Origin of the sequence: Psychrobacillus sp. NPDC096389, assembly GCF_044762855.1 — a bacterium.
In the GTDB taxonomy this organism is placed as follows: Bacteria; Bacillota; Bacilli; order Bacillales_A; family Planococcaceae; genus Psychrobacillus.
This window is the reverse complement of sequence record NZ_JBIWFB010000007.1, coordinates 204,954-225,354: the sequence shown is the minus strand read 5'-3', so window position 1 is coordinate 225,354 and position 20,401 is coordinate 204,954. Positions and strand designations below refer to the sequence as shown.

General features: G+C 38.7%; 31 protein-coding genes. 2 read left to right on the top strand and 29 right to left on the bottom strand.

Going from position 1 to position 20,401, the window contains the following annotated elements:
* Positions 1 to 274 precede the first annotated feature (274 nt).
* Positions 275 to 934 carry a polysaccharide deacetylase family protein gene (locus tag ACIQ38_RS17340; RefSeq protein ID WP_402825806.1) on the top strand — a complete coding sequence of 220 codons (660 nt, stop codon included), beginning with the start codon at positions 275 to 277 and terminating at the stop codon, positions 932 to 934.
* Between the two features lie 38 nt (positions 935 to 972).
* On the opposite strand, the gene ACIQ38_RS17335 is transcribed toward ACIQ38_RS17340, so the two are convergent.
* Positions 973 to 1,653 (bottom strand): KinB-signaling pathway activation protein, encoded by a 681-nt coding sequence (locus tag ACIQ38_RS17335; RefSeq protein WP_402825803.1) that lies wholly within the window; start codon positions 1,651 to 1,653, stop codon positions 973 to 975.
* A 140-nt stretch (positions 1,654 to 1,793) separates the two neighbouring features.
* Here ACIQ38_RS17335 and gerD point away from each other — a divergent pair, with 140 nt between their 5' ends.
* Positions 1,794 to 2,387 carry a spore germination lipoprotein GerD gene (gerD, locus tag ACIQ38_RS17330; RefSeq protein WP_402825800.1) on the top strand — a complete coding sequence of 198 codons (594 nt, stop codon included), beginning with the start codon at positions 1,794 to 1,796 and terminating at the stop codon, positions 2,385 to 2,387.
* 30 nt (positions 2,388 to 2,417) lie between these two features.
* Here the strand turns inward: gerD and ACIQ38_RS17325 are convergent, their stop codons facing one another.
* The 28 genes from ACIQ38_RS17325 to rplX all read right to left on the bottom strand — a co-directional run bounded on the left by ACIQ38_RS17325 (position 2,418) and on the right by rplX (position 20,395).
* On the bottom strand, positions 2,418 to 3,470 hold the full coding sequence (locus tag ACIQ38_RS17325) for an Mrp/NBP35 family ATP-binding protein (protein WP_402825797.1): 1,053 nt from the start codon (positions 3,468 to 3,470) through the stop codon (positions 2,418 to 2,420).
* A 77-nt stretch (positions 3,471 to 3,547) separates the two neighbouring features.
* Complete coding sequence (locus tag ACIQ38_RS17320; RefSeq protein WP_402825838.1) at positions 3,548 to 4,261, bottom strand: N-acetylmuramoyl-L-alanine amidase; 714 nt, start codon at positions 4,259 to 4,261, stop codon at positions 3,548 to 3,550.
* Between the two features lie 64 nt (positions 4,262 to 4,325).
* Complete coding sequence (locus tag ACIQ38_RS17315) at positions 4,326 to 5,036, bottom strand: GNAT family N-acetyltransferase (protein WP_402825795.1); 711 nt, start codon at positions 5,034 to 5,036, stop codon at positions 4,326 to 4,328.
* The gene (locus ACIQ38_RS17310) at positions 5,014 to 6,225 is read right to left on the bottom strand and encodes an MFS transporter (protein ID WP_402825793.1); all 1,212 of its coding nucleotides are present in this window, start codon (positions 6,223 to 6,225) and stop codon (positions 5,014 to 5,016) included. The genes ACIQ38_RS17315 and ACIQ38_RS17310 overlap by 23 nt, the downstream gene beginning before the upstream one ends.
* 26 nt (positions 6,226 to 6,251) lie before the next feature.
* Positions 6,252 to 6,758 (bottom strand): GNAT family N-acetyltransferase, encoded by a 507-nt coding sequence (locus ACIQ38_RS17305; protein ID WP_402825790.1) that lies wholly within the window; start codon positions 6,756 to 6,758, stop codon positions 6,252 to 6,254.
* 222 nt (positions 6,759 to 6,980) lie between these two features.
* A complete protein-coding gene (gene rpsI / locus ACIQ38_RS17300; protein ID WP_402825787.1) occupies positions 6,981 to 7,373 on the bottom strand; it encodes a 30S ribosomal protein S9 in 393 nt (130 codons plus the stop codon).
* A gap of 22 nt (positions 7,374 to 7,395) precedes the next feature.
* On the bottom strand, positions 7,396 to 7,833 hold the full coding sequence (gene rplM, locus ACIQ38_RS17295) for a 50S ribosomal protein L13 (protein WP_402825784.1): 438 nt from the start codon (positions 7,831 to 7,833) through the stop codon (positions 7,396 to 7,398).
* Positions 7,834 to 8,004: 171 nt separating this feature from the next.
* Complete coding sequence (gene truA, locus ACIQ38_RS17290; RefSeq protein ID WP_402825835.1) at positions 8,005 to 8,754, bottom strand: tRNA pseudouridine(38-40) synthase TruA; 750 nt, start codon at positions 8,752 to 8,754, stop codon at positions 8,005 to 8,007.
* Positions 8,755 to 8,764: 10 nt separating this feature from the next.
* Positions 8,765 to 9,562: an energy-coupling factor transporter transmembrane component T family protein gene (locus tag ACIQ38_RS17285; RefSeq protein WP_402825781.1), complete on the bottom strand. Its 798-nt coding sequence runs from the start codon at positions 9,560 to 9,562 to the stop codon at positions 8,765 to 8,767.
* A complete protein-coding gene (locus tag ACIQ38_RS17280; protein WP_402825778.1) occupies positions 9,562 to 10,431 on the bottom strand; it encodes an energy-coupling factor ABC transporter ATP-binding protein in 870 nt (289 codons plus the stop codon). The genes ACIQ38_RS17285 and ACIQ38_RS17280 overlap by 1 nt, the downstream gene beginning before the upstream one ends.
* A complete protein-coding gene (locus tag ACIQ38_RS17275; RefSeq protein ID WP_402825775.1) occupies positions 10,407 to 11,255 on the bottom strand; it encodes an energy-coupling factor ABC transporter ATP-binding protein in 849 nt (282 codons plus the stop codon). The genes ACIQ38_RS17280 and ACIQ38_RS17275 overlap by 25 nt, the downstream gene beginning before the upstream one ends.
* 325 nt (positions 11,256 to 11,580) lie before the next feature.
* Entirely contained in the window at positions 11,581 to 11,961 is a 381-nt protein-coding gene (gene rplQ, locus ACIQ38_RS17270) for a 50S ribosomal protein L17 (protein ID WP_093274692.1), read from the bottom strand.
* A 53-nt stretch (positions 11,962 to 12,014) separates the two neighbouring features.
* Complete coding sequence (locus tag ACIQ38_RS17265) at positions 12,015 to 12,959, bottom strand: DNA-directed RNA polymerase subunit alpha (protein ID WP_402825771.1); 945 nt, start codon at positions 12,957 to 12,959, stop codon at positions 12,015 to 12,017.
* 137 nt (positions 12,960 to 13,096) lie between these two features.
* Positions 13,097 to 13,486 (bottom strand): 30S ribosomal protein S11, encoded by a 390-nt coding sequence (gene rpsK, locus ACIQ38_RS17260; RefSeq protein WP_053591340.1) that lies wholly within the window; start codon positions 13,484 to 13,486, stop codon positions 13,097 to 13,099.
* A 25-nt stretch (positions 13,487 to 13,511) separates the two neighbouring features.
* Positions 13,512 to 13,877, bottom strand: a complete 366-nt coding sequence (rpsM, locus tag ACIQ38_RS17255; RefSeq protein WP_142538205.1) for a 30S ribosomal protein S13 — start codon at positions 13,875 to 13,877, stop codon at positions 13,512 to 13,514.
* 23 nt (positions 13,878 to 13,900) lie between these two features.
* Positions 13,901 to 14,014, bottom strand: a complete 114-nt coding sequence (gene rpmJ, locus ACIQ38_RS17250; RefSeq protein WP_003247619.1) for a 50S ribosomal protein L36 — start codon at positions 14,012 to 14,014, stop codon at positions 13,901 to 13,903.
* A gap of 37 nt (positions 14,015 to 14,051) precedes the next feature.
* Positions 14,052 to 14,270 carry a translation initiation factor IF-1 gene (gene infA, locus ACIQ38_RS17245; RefSeq protein ID WP_016429904.1) on the bottom strand — a complete coding sequence of 73 codons (219 nt, stop codon included), beginning with the start codon at positions 14,268 to 14,270 and terminating at the stop codon, positions 14,052 to 14,054.
* Positions 14,271 to 14,728: 458 nt separating this feature from the next.
* A complete protein-coding gene (locus tag ACIQ38_RS17240) occupies positions 14,729 to 15,382 on the bottom strand; it encodes an adenylate kinase (protein ID WP_402825765.1) in 654 nt (217 codons plus the stop codon).
* 64 nt (positions 15,383 to 15,446) lie between these two features.
* Positions 15,447 to 16,739: a preprotein translocase subunit SecY gene (gene secY, locus ACIQ38_RS17235; protein WP_402825762.1), complete on the bottom strand. Its 1,293-nt coding sequence runs from the start codon at positions 16,737 to 16,739 to the stop codon at positions 15,447 to 15,449.
* Complete coding sequence (rplO, locus tag ACIQ38_RS17230; protein WP_142538202.1) at positions 16,739 to 17,179, bottom strand: 50S ribosomal protein L15; 441 nt, start codon at positions 17,177 to 17,179, stop codon at positions 16,739 to 16,741. The genes secY and rplO overlap by 1 nt, the downstream gene beginning before the upstream one ends.
* Before the next feature lie 32 nt (positions 17,180 to 17,211).
* Complete coding sequence (gene rpmD / locus ACIQ38_RS17225; RefSeq protein WP_142538201.1) at positions 17,212 to 17,394, bottom strand: 50S ribosomal protein L30; 183 nt, start codon at positions 17,392 to 17,394, stop codon at positions 17,212 to 17,214.
* A gap of 14 nt (positions 17,395 to 17,408) precedes the next feature.
* A complete protein-coding gene (gene rpsE, locus ACIQ38_RS17220) occupies positions 17,409 to 17,909 on the bottom strand; it encodes a 30S ribosomal protein S5 (protein WP_402825757.1) in 501 nt (166 codons plus the stop codon).
* Between the two features lie 21 nt (positions 17,910 to 17,930).
* A complete protein-coding gene (gene rplR / locus ACIQ38_RS17215; protein WP_142538200.1) occupies positions 17,931 to 18,290 on the bottom strand; it encodes a 50S ribosomal protein L18 in 360 nt (119 codons plus the stop codon).
* Between the two features lie 30 nt (positions 18,291 to 18,320).
* Positions 18,321 to 18,860, bottom strand: a complete 540-nt coding sequence (rplF, locus tag ACIQ38_RS17210; protein WP_142605847.1) for a 50S ribosomal protein L6 — start codon at positions 18,858 to 18,860, stop codon at positions 18,321 to 18,323.
* Positions 18,861 to 18,890: 30 nt separating this feature from the next.
* Complete coding sequence (gene rpsH / locus ACIQ38_RS17205) at positions 18,891 to 19,289, bottom strand: 30S ribosomal protein S8 (RefSeq protein WP_142538198.1); 399 nt, start codon at positions 19,287 to 19,289, stop codon at positions 18,891 to 18,893.
* A gap of 30 nt (positions 19,290 to 19,319) precedes the next feature.
* The gene (locus tag ACIQ38_RS17200; RefSeq protein ID WP_093274736.1) at positions 19,320 to 19,505 is read right to left on the bottom strand and encodes a type Z 30S ribosomal protein S14; all 186 of its coding nucleotides are present in this window, start codon (positions 19,503 to 19,505) and stop codon (positions 19,320 to 19,322) included.
* Between the two features lie 18 nt (positions 19,506 to 19,523).
* Positions 19,524 to 20,063, bottom strand: a complete 540-nt coding sequence (rplE, locus tag ACIQ38_RS17195) for a 50S ribosomal protein L5 (protein WP_402825751.1) — start codon at positions 20,061 to 20,063, stop codon at positions 19,524 to 19,526.
* Positions 20,064 to 20,086: 23 nt separating this feature from the next.
* Complete coding sequence (rplX, locus tag ACIQ38_RS17190) at positions 20,087 to 20,395, bottom strand: 50S ribosomal protein L24 (RefSeq protein WP_142605848.1); 309 nt, start codon at positions 20,393 to 20,395, stop codon at positions 20,087 to 20,089.
* Positions 20,396 to 20,401: the final 6 nt, after the last annotated feature.

Genomic DNA, 20,401 nt, shown 5'->3' with positions numbered 1-20,401 from the left:
CCTGAGCCAGGATCAAACTCTCCATAATAGAGAACTTAAAAAGCTCATGTTGTTTTGCTGGCATCATCATTAAATGATGTCAAAATTGTTTTGCTATCAAGTTAACCGAAGTTAATCTTTCAAGCTATATGTCTTAACGTTTTGCATGTTCAGTTTTCAATGTTCATGTTGTCGTCTTGTTTTGGCGACCTTTGTATCTTAACATCGTTTTAACATGAATGTCAACACTAAAACATAAAGTTTATTAAAATGATTTGAAAAGGTGCGTGTTACTTTGAAAAAAAAGCTATTGTTAGTCGGTTCATTCACATTATTTATCACCCTGTTATTTTTCGTTCCAACGAATTATCCCTCTATACTACCCGTTTTTCAATTAACAGAAAAACCTTCTGTTATATCCAAAGGAACATACGGAAAAACAGTCACTATCGATTTGACATTTGGAAAAGAGGAAATTGAAACTTTGCTAAAAGATTTAAAAGCACCTTATCCACATTTTTTTGTAAGCATTGAATGGTTAGAACGATCCGAACCCATTATAAAGAGTATGCAAGATAAACATATTCCGATTGGGCTTTTAGGTCAGGACGGCGCGGCTTATATAGAGGATCCTGTTTTATTTCAAAAAGAAATAGATCAATTTGAAAAAGTGATGGGTGAAAAACCGCTTTGGTTTCGACCAAAGGATTATCAGTTCCCAATGGAATTACAAGATGTTGCTTGGGAGCATGAAGTAAACTTACTTAGCTCCAGTAAATATTGGGATGATGAAGTTCCTGTACTTACAAAAGGAGATGTCCTTTCTGTACCACTTCACCAAGAGGAACGGGTTGATATAAAACAACTTACCAAACTTTTGAATTCTCAATCATTTTTATCAATAGAACAAAATATATTCGGTTTAAAAATGAACACTAAAACATTTCCTGAATAAAAAAATTGCCATGACTCATTCGTCATGGCAATTTCTATTTACTTTGTTTCGACAGTTGTTGCTTCTCTTCTCTCTTTTCTGCGGGCTTCCAATTTCAAACGATCCTCGTCGGATTTTGCATTGTATTTTGGTAAAGCTAATAATTGGTATGCATTTACAGCAAGAATTGGGAATAATAATAATGTTACCCAACTATCCACATTATCTGCTCGTACCATTAATACTGGTAACCATTCCAGTGTGGATACAACAATCATAAAGAACAACGCAGAAATAAGGGTATGCTTTTTCGTCATATTTGCTTTTGTAATGGCAACAATGATAGCTGTAATGATTAATACTGCAAGTAAGATGACGTAAAGCCATACTTGTCCGGTTGTTTCAGCATTAGGTCGGAATCGGAACATGATCAAATCAAAAATAACGAAGGCAATAATAAGTAACTGAACCCAATTCCAAAGCGTCAATGTTCTAAAAATATTTACACCCATTTGGTGAATCGTTAAGTAAGCAAAATAACCCATCTGCGCTATTACGCTTACTGTAAAGCCCATCACAATCATGAATGCAAAAGCTGCAAAAAATTCTCCCCATTGCCCTGCTTCGAAATATTTTGCAAAAGCATCATCCCAACGTATAAATAAACCAAAAACACCTGTAATTATTCCACCGATTAACATGGCATTTAGAAAAAATTTAAACCAATTTCGTATAGTCACAGCACGATTTCCTCCAAAAGTACTTATTTCTTCTTTACTTTAAATTGTAACAACCATTTGCTTAAAAATCTATTTCTTCCTAGTTACTATACATATTTCTGAAACAAATGTGAACAATAATCGAAAGGACGGTGACGATTATGAAGTATTTTGCGCTTATTTTGTTGAGTATTGGATTTCTTGCCGGATGTAGTAGTTCTACTGCTCCTCCTTCCTATGAGGAAAATAAAAAAATGCTCATAGATGCGTTACAAACAGAAGACGGAAAAAAGGCTATTCGAACGCTTTTAGATGATCCACAATTTAAAGAACTGCTAGTAATCGACCATGAGCAAGTAAAGAAATCTGTTGAAGAAACAATGTTATCTAAAGAGGCAGAAGAATTTTGGAAGGAAGTTTATCAAGACCCTAAATTTTCGGAGACAATGGCAAAAAGTATGGTGAAACAACAAGAAGAACTAATGAAAGCACTCATGAAGGATCCCACTTATTTACAAGACTTAGAAAGCTTTTTTGCTTCTGCCGAAATGAAAAAAGAATTAGGAAAAGTACTACAATCCAGTGATATGCGCAAAGAGATGCAAAAGGTTGTAGAAGAAGCGATTCAAAATCCTTTATTGCAAACGAAGTGGCAAAAGCTAGTGGAAGAAGCTGGCTCGCAGAAAGAAGGCGGCGGTAAATCTAAAGAAGAATCAGGTTCCTCTGAAGAAAAGAAAGAAGAAGCAGACAAATAAGGCCGCTCCCACAGTGGAAACGGCCCTTTTTTATGCTTTTTCGATTACTTTTTGTGCGATCTCTAAATAAATTTTCCCTGTTTCATGTGTTTCTGCATATACAGAAGGTGCAAAATCAATATCATTCCAATCTGGTTGTCCTAATGGAAGTTGACCAAGTAATTCTGTCCGAAGTTCATCCGCAAGCTTAGGACCTCCACCTTTACCAAATACGAATTCACGCTCTCCTGTAGATTTTGCTTCATACCAAGACATATTTTCAATAACGCCGAGTATTTCGTGATCTGTTTGGAGTGCCATGGCACCAGCTCTTGCTGCAACGAAAGCAGCTGTCGGATGAGGTGTTGTAACAACAATCTCTTTAGACGCAGGTAACATTTGGTGAATGTCTAATGCAACATCCCCTGTGCCCGGTGGTAAATCTAATAGTAAGTAATCTAATTCTCCCCATTCAACATCTTTGAAAAATTGATCTAATACTTTACCGAGCATCGGTCCGCGCCATACGACCGGTGTATTGTTTTCCACAAAGAACCCCATAGAGATAACTTTTACCCCTTTGCGTTCCACTGGTATGATACGGTCCTCTTTTATTTGCGGGATATCTTTTACTCCCATCATATCTGGTACACTAAAGCCGTAAATGTCTGCATCTACTAAACCGACTTTTTTGCCTAGTCGTGCAAGTGCTACTGCTAGGTTGACTGATACTGTAGATTTCCCTACTCCTCCTTTACCAGAAGCAATAGAGATGATTTTTACTTTGCTATCAGGGGAGAGAATGCTCTGGCTGTCACTCTCTTTTGCTTTTCCACGAAATTGTTCTAATACTTCTTTCGGTAATTCTTCAAAGCGAATACCTACTGTTGCTGCTCCTGCGTTTTTTAATACTTCCACTACTTTAGTTTGTAGTTGCATTTGTTCTGCCGAATTTATTTTGGCAATTGCCAGCTTCACACTGACATGATTCTTTTCTTCTTTTATGGATACTGTTGATATTCCGTTTGTTTCTTCTAAAGTTCTATGTAAAAATGGATCATTTAATTCGCCAAGTAACGAACGAACTTGTTGCTCATTAATCATTTGTAGACACTCCCCTTTAGTTAACTATTCACAATATAGTATACCATATACGAGTGTCTACATTCCTAAACATTGGCTCAGTAAATATTGTCCTCTACAAAACGAAGGACCCCATCTGAAATGGCATCGACCATTTGATTTTGGTATTTGTCTGATTGCAGTAATTCTCTCTCTTCATTGTTGCTTATAAAACCTGTTTCTACCAAAACTGCTGGTGCCTTTGCTTTTTTCAAAATATAGACTTGTTTAATCGCCAGTGCTTCTCTTTCCGTGTTGCCTATACTTTCTCTAATCGACCCTTGGATGGACTTGGCTAGAAGTTCTCCGCCTTCGTGACCTTCTGCGTGATAAAATACTTGTGCCCCACGCCATCTCTCTTCCGGAACTGCATTCACATGTAGGCTCAAGACAATATCAGCTTCCGAGTTGTTCATAATTTCTTCTCGAAGGAGTAAATCTGCCCGTTTTCTAGCGCGAGTTGTTGGAAAATCTTCATCCGGTTTATGTTCCGCTACTGCGTCCCCATCTTTCGTACGAGTCATGACAACTGTAGCTCCTTGTGCTTTTAGCTTTTTCTCTAACTTTAATGACATAGCTAATGTGATATCACGTTCCACTACTTCTCCATGACTTGCACCGCCATCAATCCCACCATGCCCTGGGTCAATGACAATCTTTACGCCACTTAGCGGATCCGGTAAGAAAAAACCAGTATCACTTGCCTTCGTTCCGTAAATTACTGCAAGTAATGATACTAAAAACAATACGAAGATGATTATCCACTTTTTCAGGTTCATCGCTCCTTTTTCACTCATTATACGTATGAGGGACAAAGAGTATGATAGCTTTAGTTAGTCATTTTTCGATTCGGTAAATTCCTTTTTTATCTCTTAGTACGCAACCGTTTTTCTTGAAAATTTGAACCATATGCCCGTTACTTTCGTCAGTACTGCCAACATAATAAGTTGCACCCATTTTTTTCATGAGCGGAAGTGTAGCCCTATGCATTTTCGCACCATATCCTTTCCCGCGCATGCTAGGAACTATACCAAAGTAGAACATTCTTCCTTCCTCTTTTGTTCCCATTTCAATATGAGGAATGCTTATCCCGACTAACTCGTTTTCGTGAAAAAAGGTGTAACAATTACTCCTCCACTCGTCTCCTAACTCATTGGCTATCGAGGCCATCACTTGCTCGATGGGCTGAGGTATATTCTTATTTGCAGTTCCAGCACGACACAATTCATATGCTTCGGCAAACTCTGCATCAGTCATGCCCTCTTCTGCTAACGAATGAATTTTAAGATCACTCGTTCGTATAACTTCCTCCTGTAATTGCTTCGTGTACTCCACAATAGAAGAAATCTTTCTAAACCCATTAGTTAGTAACCAACTTTCAAATGCCTCATCCATTAGTAAAGACAAATAGCCTATCTGTTCCTCTTTAAAGGCATTCAAAATATTAGTAAATGCTTCTTTGTAATCTTCTTCCGACTTGCTCTTTAACTTCACTTGATCGACTAACCAATATTCTTTTTCGTTTTTAATTAGATTGAATAATTGCATGTGCAGTCCTCCTTTTTTTCATTCGGTTACTAAGATAGAAAGATGGTATTGCTAGTAATGTAACCCCTCCAATAATCGTAAAGACAAGAGCTCCACTATTCAAACTATCTAAAAGAACGCCTCCTATACTCGGTCCAGCAATCCTCCCAACTGATTTCACACCAGATAAAGCAAAATACGTTCCTTTTTCATGATCCTCACACATGCCGTCTAGATGTATATCTATCATGGTGAAAACTAGTACTTCTCCTGCTGTAAAAACAATCATTGCTCCTATTAATAAAAGAATTTGTTCACTCAGCCCAAAACAGACAAGACCTACCGATAACAAGACACTACCTATTATGAGGGAAGAAGTCGTACTAATAATTTCCCCCAATTTGTAAACGAAATATTGAATAATGATTACTGTAATAGCATTCGTAGTAATGAGCCATGCAAAGTATTGAATCGCTAGCTCATGGTTAAACCTTATACCTAAATACTGACTAAACGTGGAGTCAAACTGGCTATACCCGAAGCTGATGAAAATCAACGCTAATATAAAAACGCCAAATGCATAATCCTTCTGGAATACATAGAAAGATTGAAAAATAGAAGGATTTTCTTTCTGTGCAGCTACTGGCTTCATTGGATACTTTTTAAAAATGATTGCAAAAGTCATAATATTAATAAAGAAAATAAAGCCTACTACAAAAAACAAATTCTCCATACCAAACTGCTGAAAATACACAGAAGTTAACGGTGCAATAGCTGCAGATATATTGATCAGGAAATATCGAATATTAAAAATGAACCTTCTATTTTCTGGTTCTGTATAAAGACTTAATAACACGCGGTAAGTTGGCTCAACAATAGCCTGGCTCACACCAAGCAATGCAGCAAACATTATGAACCCTACATATTGATCAATAAAAGGAAAGTATACATAACAGCCTAAATAACCGACGAGCCCAGTTATGATCACTTTATCTTTTGGAAACCTATCAATATAAGGTCCAACTATGAAACTCATGATCAAGTTAGACAATGCAAGCGTAGAAATAACGGTCCCTATTTGAACTGCCGAGTAATGAAATTCATCTAACAAAAACAATGTTAAATACGGTAATACTAAAAAAGTTCCAAATCGTGCGATAAAAATACTGATGAGAATCGTGGATGTCACCATATTAAATTTGTTTTTCATACATTGCCTCTTTTTCTTTAAATTGATTATCTAGTATTTGAATAGACGTATACATTTCGCCCTTTTAAACTAATTTCTGCCTCTACACTCATACCATTTTTATCTGCTACTTTTCTAGAAGCTTCATTTCCTTGTTGAATTAAAGATATAAACCTTTCTATCCCTAATTGATTTAGCCCTCTATCTAAGAAGGCTTTCGCTGCTTCGGAAGCATAACCATTTCCCCAATACGGTCTTGCAATCCAATAACCAATCTCCAGCTCATCGTTACCGTTTACTTTTTGCGGAACAATGCCCGCATGCCCAACCAGTACATTATCTTCTTTCCGGACAATCACTTTTAACCCAAACTTTTCATCCATTTCATAATGACTATAGATCCAATCTAAAAATGCTTGAGTACCTTCTGGATCACGCGTATCTCCATTTCCAATATAACGTACCATTTCCCGATCAGATAACATGCCATATAAAAAATCAAAATCAGCTTGTATATACGAACGAAACAACAACCTTTCAGAAGCAAACCCCACACTCACACCCCCACCGAGTTTTTTCTATTTCATAAATATTTACTTAATATACACCTCCAAAAACAACGAAACAACCACTTTCATATATATTTTAATTGTTACTGGTGCCAGGCACCTGTAACAATCCTGTAACACACCTTTCAAACTTTAAGAAATCAACGAGAACTAAAAAAAGCACTCCCCGAGAAATCTCGAGAAGTGCTTTGAACTGATAATATAATATTAACGTTTTGAGAACTGAGGTGCACGACGAGCGCCTTTAAGTCCTGGTTTTTTACGTTCTTTCATACGTGGGTCACGTGTTAAGAATCCTGCAGATTTTAATGCTGCACGGAAATCAGGGTCTACTGTAAGTAATGCACGTGCAATACCGTGACGGATTGCTCCTGCTTGACCTGTGAATCCACCACCATTAACGTTTACGTGTACATCGTAGCTACCTAAAGTTTGAGTAGTTACTAATGGTTGTTTAATAACTTCACGTAAAGTTTCGTATGGTACGTAATCTTCTACGTCACGTTTGTTGATAATAATTTTTCCTTCGCCTGGTACTAAACGTACGCGTGCTACTGAACTTTTACGGCGACCAGTGCCGATATATTGAACTTGTGCCAAGTGTATGTCCTCCTCTTAGTTATTATCCGCGAAGCTCGTATGCTTCTGGTTGTTGTGCTGCGTGTGGATGCTCTGCTCCAGCGTAAACGTTTAGTTTAGAAAACATTTGACGTCCTAAAGAGTTTTTAGGAAGCATTCCTTTGATCGCTAATTCGATCATTTTCGTTGGGTACTTAGTACGCATTTCTAAAGCTGTGCGTTGTTTAAGACCACCAGAGAATTGTGTGTGACGGTAGTAAATTTTATCATTTAACTTGTTCCCAGTTAAATGAATTTTTTCTGCGTTGATGATGATAACGTGATCACCTGTATCAACGTTTGGTGTGAATGTTGGTTTGTTTTTTCCACGTAAAATAGCTGCAACTTCTGAAGCTAGACGACCAAGAGTTTGGCCTTCAGCGTCTACTACTAACCATTTACGTTCTACTTCGTGACCTTTAGCCATGAATGTTGTACGCATGTATTTTGTCCTCCTAATTCAATCATAATCGATCTATAATTTTCTATATCCTCATACCAATAAGTTTCGGGGCTTATATTGTGGGGTTAATGAAAATACCATACATCATCTTACCTCGAATACTTCATTTAGTCAAGCGTTTTATGAAAAACACCTGGAAAGGTTGCTTCGTTATAAATACACTACTTTTTCTAGGTACAAACCGTGTGCTGGCGCTGTTTTCCCGGCATTTTTTCGGTTGCAAGACTGCAAGATTTCAGGCAAGTCCTCTTCACTTTTTTTTCCGATTCCAACTTCCCATAAAGTTCCTGCAATAATTCGAACCATATTATATAAAAATCCATTTCCGCTAATCTCCATATGCAGCTGATTTCTCTCTACATTCACTTCTAAGCGAATGGAATGGATCGTTCGCACAAAATCTTTCACACTCGTGTTAGACGCACAAAAACTTGAAAAATCATGTGTTCCAAGCAAATGGTTAGACGCTTCTCTCATCAGCTCAATATTCGGTTTATACCGCTCCACATGGACGCTATAATTGCGTTCAAATGGGCTATGCACTTCATCCAATGACCAAATATACCGATACGTTTTTCCAACCGCATCGTATCTTGCGTGAAAGTCATCCCGCACTTGTTCAACCAATAACACTCGAATATCTCCTGGAAGTTGTACATTTAATGCCATTTTCCAACGATCCATCGGCAATAAAAGCGAGCTATCGAAATGGATCACTTGACCTGTTGCATGCACGCCTGCATCCGTTCTTCCACTGGCAACAACTTTCACAACCATTCCTTTATGCATAGTCTGTAATACTCGTTCTAACTCCAACTGAACGGTTCGCTTTCCAGGTTGTACTTGATAGCCTGAAAACGCACTACCATCATAGCTAATAATTGCACGTAGCCGCATGATACACCTCCAATTACGATCTAAAGTAGAAGAGAACGATCGCTAAAAGTAAAAGAATAACAATAACTACCGTGTCTTTTGTTGCCCATTCTAACTTCCGATACCTCGTTCTTCCTTCTCCACCTTTATAACCTCGCACTTCCATCGCAGTGGCCAAATCTTCCGCTCGTTTAAATGCACTAACAAACAAAGGAATAAGTAGCGGAACAACAGCATTCATTCTTTCTTTCATACTACCGGTTGTCATATCCGAACCTCTTGCCATTTGTGCTTTCATTATTTTATCTGTTTCATCCATTAAGGTCGGGATAAATCTCAAGGAAATAGACATCATAAGCGCTAATTCATGCACTGGGAGCTTCCATTTCTTCAATGGGTTTAACAATGTCTCTAATGCATCTGTAATCGAAATAGGGGTCGTAGTGAGCGTTAAAATGGATGTTAGTATAACAAGGACAAAAAAACGGATAGAGATGAATATCCCTTGGCGTAAACCTTCCTCATATATCTTTATAAACTTCCACTCGAATATTACTGCGCCTTCTCGTGTAAAGAATAAATGCAATAAAAACGTAAAAATAATCAAAATAACAACCGGTTTCAACCCATTAATCAAAAAATAAAGTCGAATTCTAGACGTTCGAATGATTAAAAATGTAAACGCAACTAAAATTGCATAGGTAACCCAGTTATTTGCGATAAACACTACTGCGATAAACAAAAATACAAAAATCAATTTTGCTCGAGCATCTAACCTATGAATAAATGAATCCCCCGGTATAAATCGACCAAATATCATTTTCTCTAACATTATAACTCACGCTCCTTCTTTAAAAATCGCGCGAGTTCTTCTGCTAACATTTCTTCTGTTAAACAAAGAATAGGTAATTTCTTTTCCATCATATGTTCCACTTTTTTTTGAAATTTAATACTTTGGGGAAGCTCTAATCGATAATCCATCAAACGACTTTCATCAGAAAAAATTTCTTGTGGTGTTCCAGCTAAAACGCATTTACCGTCATGCATAATGGCAATCCGATCTGCGTATCTTGCGGCATCTTCCATACTATGTGTCACAAGCACCGTCGTTAATCCTTTTTCTTTGTGAAGTCGATAAAACAAATCCATTATTTCTTTTCTTCCTCTTGGATCTAGACCTGCTGTTGGCTCATCTAGTACTAACACTTCCGGATTCATCGCAAGCACTCCTGCAATGGCGACACGTCTCATTTGCCCTCCGGATAAATCGAAAGGTGATTTTTCTAATACTTCATCGGGTAAGCCTAATAATTTCACTAATTCAATGGCACGATGTTTTGCTTCTTCTTCTGGCACGCCAAAATTCATCGGTCCGAACATAATATCTTTCAACACGGTTTCATCAAATAGTTGATGCTCCGGAAATTGAAAGACAATACCCACTTTTTGTCTTACTTTTCGAAGCTGCTTATTTTTCTTCTCTGCCTTAACTTCTACGTCGCCAATTTTAATAGCACCTTCCGTCGGTTTCAATAAAGCATTCAAATGTTGCAAAACCGTCGACTTCCCTGAACCGGTGTGACCAATAATGGCTTGATACGATCCGGAAGGAATATGTAAATCAACATCAAAAAGCGCCCTTTTTTCAAATGGTGTATTCTTCGCATAGGCGTAACTTACTTGTTGAAGTGTGATGTCCATAAATCATTCACCAATTCTTCTTCTGACATATGTTCTGCTACTAACTCAATTCCTTGTTCCTTTAATAATCTAGAAACATTCATTGCAAACGGAAGGTCTAGTCCCACATCCACTAATGCTTGTCCACGCTGAAAAATCTCTTCTGGCGTACCTTCTGCGTATTTCATTCCTTGATTCATCATAATGACGCGATCAGCAAGCAAAGCTTCTTCTAAATCGTGTGTAATGGAAATAACGGTCAAATCTGTCTCGGCTCTAAGTTGTCGCACGGTTGAAAGCACTTCTTCCCTACCTTGAGGGTCTAACATCGATGTTGCTTCGTCTAATAATAGAATTTTAGGCTGTAACGCAATAGCTCCAGCAATGGCCACCCGCTGTTTCTGACCACCTGACAAATGATGGGGCTCACTATTCATAAAGCCGCTCATCTTCACTTTTACTAATGACTGTTTCACTCGTTCTACCATTTCCTCAAAAGGGATCCCGTTATTTTCTAATGCAAATGCCACATCATCTTGTACAGTTGCTCCTACAAACTGGTTATCTGGATTTTGAAAAACCATTCCCATTTGAGAGCGTGTATCCCATAAACTTTCTTCGGCAAGTGGTTCTCCAAAAACACGTACTTGTCCCGTCTGAGGAAATAGAAGACCATTCATTAATCGTGCAAGCGTTGATTTTCCTGATCCATTATGGCCAACAATCGCCACCCATTCCCCTTCATAAATTGTATAAGATACATTATTTACAGCAGGTCGTATGCTTTCATCTTCTTCTGCATATGTAAAAGTTACTTCTTGTAAAGAAATAATCTCGTGTTTCATCCTTTACCTCCTCTAGCTCATCTCAGCTACCCTAATTCCCTTTACCACTATATTACGACAAATTAAAAAAGCGCGCACCTCATTTAGAGAAATGCGCTCTTCTATAACTTATTTCAAGATTGGCTGCTCAAGACCAATCCGAAAATGAGGTGCGTAGAGCTAGACGAGTCGCTACTTTTCAACTGAAAAGTCCGCTCATCATAACACTCTGCTTTTATAATGTCGTATAAATCTGTTTGAAAAAAGAAGAGGGAGGTCAGAAATACTAACATCCCTCTTCAACTTTTTGAGTTTAACTTTCGCAGGCGTATAACCGCCTAACAAATTAAACTAACTCAATTACTACAACTGGTGCTCCGTCTCCGCGACGAGGTCCAACTTTCATAATACGAGTATAACCGCCTTGACGATCTGCATAACGTGGTGCTACATCATCAAACAACTTTTGCAATGCAAATACAGTTGTTTCATTTCCTTCTTCGTCAGTAGATGTTGCTACTTCACGACGAATGTAAGATGCAGCTAAACGACGTGCATGTAAATCTCCGCGTTTACCTAAAGTGATCATTTTTTCAACGACAGAACGTAATTCTTTAGCGCGCGCTTCAGTTGTTTGAATACGCTCGTTAATGATTAAGTCTGTAGTTAAGTCACGTAACATCGCTTTACGTTGAGAACTTGTACGTCCAAGTTTTCTGTAACCCATGGATGTTTCCCTCCTTTGGTGAATAGTTCAAATCTAGCTATATCAAAATTCGCTTAGTCTTCTTTACGTAATCCTAAGCCAAGCTCATCTAACTTCGCTCTTACTTCTTCTAAAGATTTACGTCCAAGGTTTCTTACTTTCATCATGTCGTCTTCTGACTTACTTGCAAGCTCAAGTACTGTATTAATACCAGCGCGTTTCAAGCAATTATAAGAACGAACAGAAAGATCAAGCTCTTCGATAGTCATCTCTAATACTTTTTCTTTTTGGTCTTCTTCTTTTTCAACCATGATTTCAGCAGTTTGTGCCTCGTCTGTCATCCCTACAAAAATGTTTAAGTGCTCAGTTAAAATTTTTGCTCCAAGCGAAATCGCCTCTTTAGGACCGGTGCTGCCATCTGTCCACACATCAAGAGTTAATTTATCGTAGTTAGACGATTGCCCAACACGAGTATTTTCCACTTGAAAATTAACGCGTGAAACTGGAGTATAAATAGAGTCGATCGGGATTACGCCGATAGGAAGATCCTCACGTTTGTTTTGATCAGCAGGAGTGTAGCCACGGCCTCGACCTGCGTACATACGCATACGGAAATGACCATTTTTGCCGATTGTTGCAATATAGAGTTCTGGATTTAATATCTCAACATCACTGTCATGTGTAATGTCAGCAGCTGTAATCGTTCCCTCTCCTTTTACATCAATCTCAATGACTTTTTCTTCATCAGAGTAGATTTTTAGAGCTAGCTTCTTCACATTCATAATAATAGATGCTACATCTTCCACTACGCCTTCAATAGTTGAAAACTCATGTAAAACGCCATCAATTTGAATAGAAGTTATTGCAGCTCCTGGTAAAGAAGACAGAAGGATACGACGTAAAGAATTACCCAAAGTATTTCCATAGCCACGTTCTAGCGGTTCTACAACAAATTTACCAAACTTGGTATCTTCGCTGATTTCTACACTTTCAATCTTTGGTTTTTCAATTTCGATCATTCCAATTTACCCTCCCTCAAAACATCGAATGTATAGGTTCTTTCCATCATGAATTCGATCGTTTAACTGGTTGCTTATTTTGAACAACCTCAGTCTGTACAATAAATGATGTTCTCAAACAATTTGAGAGTCACCTTTTACACGCGACGACGTTTTGGTGGACGACAACCATTATGTGGTACTGGTGTTACGTCTTTGATAGCTGTAACTTCTAGACCTGCAGCTTGAAGTGCGCGGATAGCCGCTTCACGTCCAGCACCAGGACCTTTAACTGTTACTTCTAAAGTTTTAAGACCATGTTCCATAGACGTTTTTGCAGCAGTTTCTGCAGCCATTTGTGCAGCGAATGGAGTAGATTTACGAGAACCTCTGAATCCAAGAGCTCCAGCACTTGACCAAGAAAGTGCATTACCTTGCATGTCTGTGATAGTCACAATTGTATTATTAAATGTTGAGCGAATGTGAGCAATACCGGATTCGATATTCTTTTTCACACGACGCTTACGTGTTTGTTGTTTACGTGCCATGTTAAGAAGAAACCTCCTTTACCGATTATTTTTTCTTGTTAGCGACTGTCTTACGTGGACCTTTACGAGTACGTGCGTTGTTCTTCGTATTTTGTCCGCGTACAGGTAAGCCGCGACGGTGACGGATACCACGGAAAGATCCGATTTCCATCAAACGTTTAATGTTAAGTGATACTTCGCGACGAAGGTCACCTTCTACTTTGTATACACCGATTTGTTCACGGATTTTGTTTAACTCGTCTTCTGTAAGATCACGAACTCGTGTCGATTCAGAAATACCAGCTCCTACTAGAACTTTTTGTGCAGTAGTTTTACCAATTCCGTAAATGTATGTTAATGCAATAACTACGCGTTTATCGCGTGGAATGTCAACACCAGCAATACGTGCCATATGTGTCGTGCACCTCCTTCTAATTATCCTTGTCTTTGTTTGTGTTTAGGATTTTCACAGATTACCATTACTTTACCGCGTCGGCGAATTACTTTACATTTTTCGCAGATCGGCTTCACAGATGGTCTCACTTTCATCTAACCCAACCTCCTTAGTAGTCCGGAGTGCAAAAGATTATTTAAAACGGTACGTGATACGACCGCGAGTTAAATCGTAAGGAGAAAGTTCAATTGTGACTTTATCTCCAGGTAAAATGCGGATAAAGTGCATACGAATTTTACCCGATACATGCGCAAGTATCGTATGACCGTTTTCTAATTCTACCTTAAACATCGCGTTTGGCAAAGTCTCAACAACTGTTCCTTCGACTTCAATTACATCATCTTTCGCCATCAACCCTGTCTCCCTTCTATATACAAATCAGGTTCTCATCACTACTCAAACGTAATTTGCTTTAGTTATAGCCTCTAGTGGAACGAAACTATTCGTTTCAAGCATATGTTTGGAAATCATGAGAGATGTTCGAAAGACACTCGTAAGGTTTCGCTTTTTGCAATCCACGGAGTAGACTGACTGGTAGAAACCCGTCTCCCTCATGTCAACATGTTCGTACGAATGTGTTGGATGAGTTCCATAGTACCCGTTCGTTACATAGATGCTTCCACGAAACCCATTATACCCTTTCAGAAGTCAAAATGCACGTGGACTAGGGGGTCCTCGTTATAAATACATTTCTATTCATCCAGTTCGTATACCGGGCGCAATATGCTTTTGCAGCTCTCGAAAAAAACGTCTTCGTTCTTATGCATAGTGCCCGGGTATTCTAGTCGTCTGCGACAGGCACCGGGCTATTAGATGCGGTTGCCCTGTAACAGAGCATCTAGATCAGCAAATACTTTTGAAATATCTTGCTGTCCATCTATATTAGTTAAAACACCTTTGTTTTCGTAAAAGTCAAGCAAAGGTTGTGTTTGCTTCATATTTACTTCCAGACGGTTAGTTACCGTTTCCGGATTATCATCCGCACGTTGATAAAGCTCTCCACCATCTTTATCACATACCCCGTCCTTAGCAGGTGGGTTAAAGACTAAATGGTAAGCAGTACCACATACTTTACAAATACGACGGCCCGTTAGACGTCTGATCAATTCATCTTGTTCTACTTGAATATTCAGCACATGCTCAATTGATTTTCCAAGTTCCGTAAGTAAAGCATCTAGTGCTTCTGCTTGCGGCACAGTACGTGGAAAACCATCAAGTAGGAATCCTTTTTCACAGTCTGGTTTGCTTAATCTTTCGCGAACGATACCAATCGTTACTTCATCCGGTACTAATGCACCTTGATCCATAAACGATTTTGCTTTTAAACCAAGTTCCGTACCATCTTTAATAGCTGCACGAAACATATCGCCTGTAGAAATATGAGGGATTGCGTACTTCTCAACAATTTTATCTGCTTGTGTACCTTTACCAGCACCAGGCAGACCCATCAAAACGATATTCATACGAAAATACCCCCTCAGGACTATTTGTAGATTTTTAGGAACTAGCCGTTCCTAAAAACCAATATTATTTCATAAAGCCTTTATAGTGACGTTTAACTAATTGTGATTCCAATTGCTTCATAGACTCTAATGCAACCCCAACTACGATTAGTAAGCTGGTACCACCGATTTGTGCAGATTGCGGTAGTCCCGCAAACTTAACAAATAATAATGGCATTATTGCGATTAAAGCTAAGAAAATAGAACCAACAAAAGTTAATCGATACAATACGCTAGTCAAATAATTTTGTGTGTTTATACCTGGGCGAATACCCGGAATATAAGCACCTTGCTTTTTCAAATTGTCTGCTACATTTTCTGGATTCACCTGAATGAATGCATAGAAGTAAGTAAACGCAACAATTAAAGCAATGTAAATAATCATACCAATAGGTTGTGTATAATCTAATGCTCTCGTTATGAACTCAGTCGTACTGTTTTGTCCAAAGAACAAAACAAGTGATTGAGGTGCCATAAGAAAAGCAGAAGCAAAGATTACCGGAATTACTCCCGCAGCATTTACTTTTAAAGGTAAGTGCGTTTGTTGGCCACCCGTTTGGGCAGTACCAGCTACGCGTTTTGCATATTGAATTGGAATTTTACGCAACGCTTGTTGAACATAAATAACTCCAACTGTAACAGCAACAATTGCCAATAATAGTAATACGACAATTACGATATTGATAAATAGTGCTTCTCCAGCACCATCAATAAATTGAGCATACACTTGGTTAACCGCATTTGGCATAGCAGCTACGATACCAGCGAAGATAATAACGGATATACCATTACCAACGCCTTTAGAAGTAATCTGTTCTCCCAACCACATTAAAAATGCAGTTCCTGCAGTTAATACAATTGCAATGACAACATAATTTAAGATGCCTTCTTCTTTTATTAAAGATCCACCATACATACGGTTAAAACCATATGACATCGCGATTGCTTGAATAAAAGCTAGCACAATGGTGAAGTAACGTGTGAATTGAGCAAGTTTTCGTCTTCCGACTTCTCCTTGCTTAGCCCACTCTGTAAACTTCGGTACAACATCCATTTGTAACAATTGTACAATGATAGATGCCGTGATGTATGGCATGATGCCCATCGCTAGAATGGAGAAGTTGGCTAATGCTCCACCTCCAAATGTATTTAAGAAGCCAATCAAACCTAGTTGGTCTGTTTGCTTTAATACATTTGCATCAACGTATGGTACCGGTACGAATGTTCCGATACGAAATACGATCAACATCAACAAGGTAAAAATGATTTTATTTCGAATATCTCGCACACGCATAAAGTTGGAGATTGTCTGAAACATTAAACCACCTCAGTTTGTCCGCCAGCATTCTCAATTGCTTCTTTCGCTGACGCAGAAAATTTGTGAGCTTTAACAGTAAGTTTCTTGTCAAGTGTTCCATTACCTAGAATCTTGATACCAGATTTTTCACTACTCACAACACCTGTTTCAATTAATAGAGCAGGTGTTACTTCTGTGCCTTCTTCGAAACGATTTAATGTGTCAAGGTTCACGATTGCAAACTCTTTACGATTAATGTTCGTAAATCCACGTTTTGGTAAACGACGGAATAATGGGTTTTGACCCCCCTCAAATCCAGGACGAACTCCTCCGCCTGAACGAGCGTTTTGACCTTTATGACCTTTACCTGCAGTTTTACCATTACCAGAACCGGTACCACGACCTACACGGTTACGCGTAGAACGAGATCCTTCTGCTGGTTTTAACTCATGAAGTTTCATATGGTGGCACCTCCTTATTCTTAAGATAAACCTTAAATTTCTTTTAGTGTTACTAGGTGAGCTACTTTACCAACCATTCCACGGATTGCAGCGTTGTCTTGATGCTCAACAGTTTGGTGTAATTTACGTAGTCCAAGGGCTTCAGCTGTTTTGCGTTGATTTGGTTTTGTACCGATCAAGCTTTTAGTAAGGGTGATTTCTAATTTAGTTGCCATTGTCATTTCCCCCCTTATCCTAACAGTTCTTCTACTGATTTACCACGTAATTTAGCAACGTCCTCAGCACGTTTTAATTCAGTTAATCCTTGTACTGTAGCACGAACCATGTTAATAGGTGTGTTAGATCCAAGTGATTTAGAAAGAATGTCTGTAATACCTGCTAATTCTAGTACCGCACGAACCGGTCCACCAGCGATAACTCCTGTACCAGGTGCTGCTGGTTTAACTAGAACAGATCCAGCTCCAAAACGACCAATGATTTGATGAGGAGTAGTTCCTCCAACTCTTGGTACTTCTACTAAGTTTTTCTTTGCATCTTCAACTGCTTTACGGATTGCATCTGGAACCTCTTGAGCTTTACCAGTACCAAATCCAACATGTCCGTCTTTATCTCCAACTACTACTAATGCAGTAAAACGGAAACGACGTCCACCTTTTACAACTTTAGCAACACGGTTAATCGTTACTACGCGTTCTTCAAGTTCAAGTTTGTTTGGGTCAATACCACGCATGAAATATGTCCCTCCTTCTTCTTAAAATTCTAAGCCGTTTTCACGTGCAGCTTCAGCTAACGCTTTAACACGTCCATGATATAAGTAACCGCCACGGTCGAATACAACAGATTTGATGTTCTTTTCAACAGCGCGTTTTGCGATTGTTTCACCGATTAATGTAGCAGCTTCAACATTTCCAGCTGTACCATTAAAGTCTTTATCCATAGTAGACGCACTTACGATTGTTACACCTTGTGAATCATCGATAAGTTGTGCGTAAATATGTTTATTAGAACGGAATACATTTAAACGAGGACGTTCAGTAGTACCCGTGATTTTTGTACGAACACGTGCATGACGTTTCTTACGAACTTGATTTTTGTCTTGTTTCGTAATCACAGTGGTCACTCCTTTCTAATGCGCAATGCATTATTTACCTGTTTTACCTTCTTTGCGGCGTACAACTTCGCCTTCGTAACGAATACCTTTACCTTTGTAAGGCTCTGGTGGACGAACTTGACGAATGTTAGATGCTAAAGCACCAACACGTTCTTTGTTAATACCGCGAACGATAATTTTTGTATTAGAAGGAACTTCAACTACTACTCCGTCTTCAGGAGTGAATTCAACTGGATGAGAGTACCCTACGTTAAGTACAAGTTTAGTACCTTGTAGTTGTGCACGGTAACCAACCCCAACTAATTCAAGTCCACGTTCAAATCCTTGTGATACACCCGTAACCATATTTGCTAATAAAGCACGTGTAGTACCATGAATCGTACGGTGTTCTTTAGACTCTGAAGGACGTACTAAAGTAATTACATTACCTTCTTGCTCAATTTTAATATCTTGGTTAAAAGAATTTGTTAATTCACCTTTTGGTCCTTTTACTACTACTGTGTTGTCAGCGTTAACTGTAACAGTAACATCTGCAGGAACCTCTATTGGTTTTTTACCTACTCGAGACATTTTGTTGCACCTCCATTCGTTTGTTGATTATTACCAAACGTAAGCTACGATTTCTCCGCCAACTTGTTTAGCGCGAGCTTCTTTATCTGTTAATAAACCATTTGAAGTAGAAACTAAAGCAATTCCTAAACCGTTAAGTACTTTAGGCACTTCGTTTGTTTTTGCGTAAACGCGTAGACCAGGTTTTGAAATACGTTTCAAACCAGTAATAACGCGCTCATCATTTTGACCATATTTTAAGAAGATACGGATGATACCTTGTTTGCTATCTTCTACTAATTCAACATCACGTACGAAACCTTCGCGTTTTAAAATTTCAGCGATTTCCTTTTTCATGTTTGAAGCAGGAACTTCCAATTTCTCGTGACGAACCATGTTAGCATTACGAATGCGTGTAAGCATATCTGCAATTGGATCTGACATTGTCATTACATTTACCTCCTTCCCATTTATAGGGGTTTACCAGCTTGCTTTTTTAACGCCAGGAATTTGTCCCTTATATGCAAGTTCACGGAAACAAATACGGCAAAGCTTAAATTTACGTAATACAGAGTGCGGACGTCCACAGCGCTCACAGCGTGTGTAGCCTTGCACTTGGAACTTTGGCGTACGTTGTTGTTTAACGATCATTGATTTTTTAGCCACGTTTTCGCCTCCCTTATTTTACTTTTGGAATGGCATACCGAATTGTGTTAATAACTCACGAGCTTCTTCATCAGAGTTCGCAGTTGTTACAATTACGATGTCCATACCGCGTACTTTCGAAACTTTATCATAATCGATTTCAGGGAAGATTAATTGCTCTTTTACTCCTAGAGTGTAGTTACCGCGACCGTCAAATGCTTTTTTAGAAACACCACGGAAGTCACGTACACGAGGAAGAGAGATAGCGATTAATTTGTCCAAGAAGTCATACATACGCTCTCCACGTAGTGTAACTTTTGCTCCGATTGGCATTCCTTCACGAAGACGGAAACCAGCGATCGATTTTTTAGCTTTCGTAACTACAGGTTTTTGACCTGAGATAATTTGTAATTCTTCAACAGCAGCGTCAAGTGCTTTTGTATTAGATACAGCATCACCCACACCCATGTTGATAACAATTTTATCAACTTTAGGTACTTGCATTACTGACTTATATTCAAACTTGCTCATAAGAGCAGGAGAAACTTCCTTAAGATATTTGTCTTTTAGGCGGTTCATGTGTGTACCTCCCTTCTTTTTACTTATTTAATGATTTCACCGGATTTTTTCGCAACACGAACTTTTTTGCCATCTTCTACTTTATAACCTACGCGAGTCGGCTCGCCAGTTTTAGGGTCGATTAACATAACATTCGATACGTGAATTGCAGCCTCTTGACTTACAATTCCTCCTTGCGGATTTACTTGGTTTGGCTTCATATGTTTTTTGATGATGTTTACACCTTCAACTAACACACGGTCTTTCTTAGGAAAAGAAGCTAGGATAACACCTGTTTTCCCTTTGTCTTTACCTGAGATTACCATTACTTTGTCGCCTTTTTTAACATGCATTCTGTC

Excerpts from the sequence above, each read along its gene's own strand:
- gerD (WP_402825800.1), top strand. The coding sequence starts at position 1,794 with ATGAAGTATTTTGCGCTTATTTTGTTGAGTATTGGATTTCTTGCCGGA.
- ACIQ38_RS17325 (WP_402825797.1), bottom strand. The coding sequence starts at position 3,470 with ATGATTAATGAGCAACAAGTTCGTTCGTTACTTGGCGAATTAAATGAT.
- ACIQ38_RS17315 (WP_402825795.1), bottom strand. The coding sequence starts at position 5,036 with ATGCAATTATTCAATCTAATTAAAAACGAAAAAGAATATTGGTTAGTC.
- ACIQ38_RS17310 (WP_402825793.1), bottom strand. The coding sequence starts at position 6,225 with ATGAAAAACAAATTTAATATGGTGACATCCACGATTCTCATCAGTATT.
- rplM (WP_402825784.1), bottom strand. The coding sequence starts at position 7,833 with ATGCGTACAACATTCATGGCTAAAGGTCACGAAGTAGAACGTAAATGG.
- ACIQ38_RS17285 (WP_402825781.1), bottom strand. The coding sequence starts at position 9,562 with ATGTTAGAGAAAATGATATTTGGTCGATTTATACCGGGGGATTCATTT.
- ACIQ38_RS17280 (WP_402825778.1), bottom strand. The coding sequence starts at position 10,431 with ATGGACATCACACTTCAACAAGTAAGTTACGCCTATGCGAAGAATACA.
- ACIQ38_RS17275 (WP_402825775.1), bottom strand. The coding sequence starts at position 11,255 with ATGAAACACGAGATTATTTCTTTACAAGAAGTAACTTTTACATATGCA.
- rplQ (WP_093274692.1), bottom strand. The coding sequence starts at position 11,961 with ATGGGTTACAGAAAACTTGGACGTACAAGTTCTCAACGTAAAGCGATG.
- ACIQ38_RS17265 (WP_402825771.1), bottom strand. The coding sequence starts at position 12,959 with ATGATCGAAATTGAAAAACCAAAGATTGAAAGTGTAGAAATCAGCGAA.
- rpsK (WP_053591340.1), bottom strand. The coding sequence starts at position 13,486 with ATGGCACGTAAACAACAAACACGTAAGCGTCGTGTGAAAAAGAATATC.
- rpsM (WP_142538205.1), bottom strand. The coding sequence starts at position 13,877 with ATGGCACGTATTGCTGGTGTTGACATTCCACGCGATAAACGCGTAGTT.
- rpmJ (WP_003247619.1), bottom strand. The coding sequence starts at position 14,014 with ATGAAAGTGAGACCATCTGTGAAGCCGATCTGCGAAAAATGTAAAGTA.
- infA (WP_016429904.1), bottom strand. The coding sequence starts at position 14,270 with ATGGCGAAAGATGATGTAATTGAAGTCGAAGGAACAGTTGTTGAGACT.
- ACIQ38_RS17240 (WP_402825765.1), bottom strand. The coding sequence starts at position 15,382 with ATGAATATCGTTTTGATGGGTCTGCCTGGTGCTGGTAAAGGTACACAA.
- secY (WP_402825762.1), bottom strand. The coding sequence starts at position 16,739 with ATGTTTCAGACAATCTCCAACTTTATGCGTGTGCGAGATATTCGAAAT.
- rplO (WP_142538202.1), bottom strand. The coding sequence starts at position 17,179 with ATGAAACTTCATGAGTTAAAACCAGCAGAAGGATCTCGTTCTACGCGT.
- rpmD (WP_142538201.1), bottom strand. The coding sequence starts at position 17,394 with ATGGCAACTAAATTAGAAATCACCCTTACTAAAAGCTTGATCGGTACA.
- rpsE (WP_402825757.1), bottom strand. The coding sequence starts at position 17,909 with ATGCGTGGTATTGACCCAAACAAACTTGAACTTGAAGAACGCGTAGTA.
- rplF (WP_142605847.1), bottom strand. The coding sequence starts at position 18,860 with ATGTCTCGAGTAGGTAAAAAACCAATAGAGGTTCCTGCAGATGTTACT.
- rpsH (WP_142538198.1), bottom strand. The coding sequence starts at position 19,289 with ATGACAATGTCAGATCCAATTGCAGATATGCTTACACGCATTCGTAAT.
- rplE (WP_402825751.1), bottom strand. The coding sequence starts at position 20,063 with ATGAACCGCCTAAAAGACAAATATCTTAAGGAAGTTTCTCCTGCTCTT.
- rplX (WP_142605848.1), bottom strand. The coding sequence starts at position 20,395 with ATGCATGTTAAAAAAGGCGACAAAGTAATGGTAATCTCAGGTAAAGAC.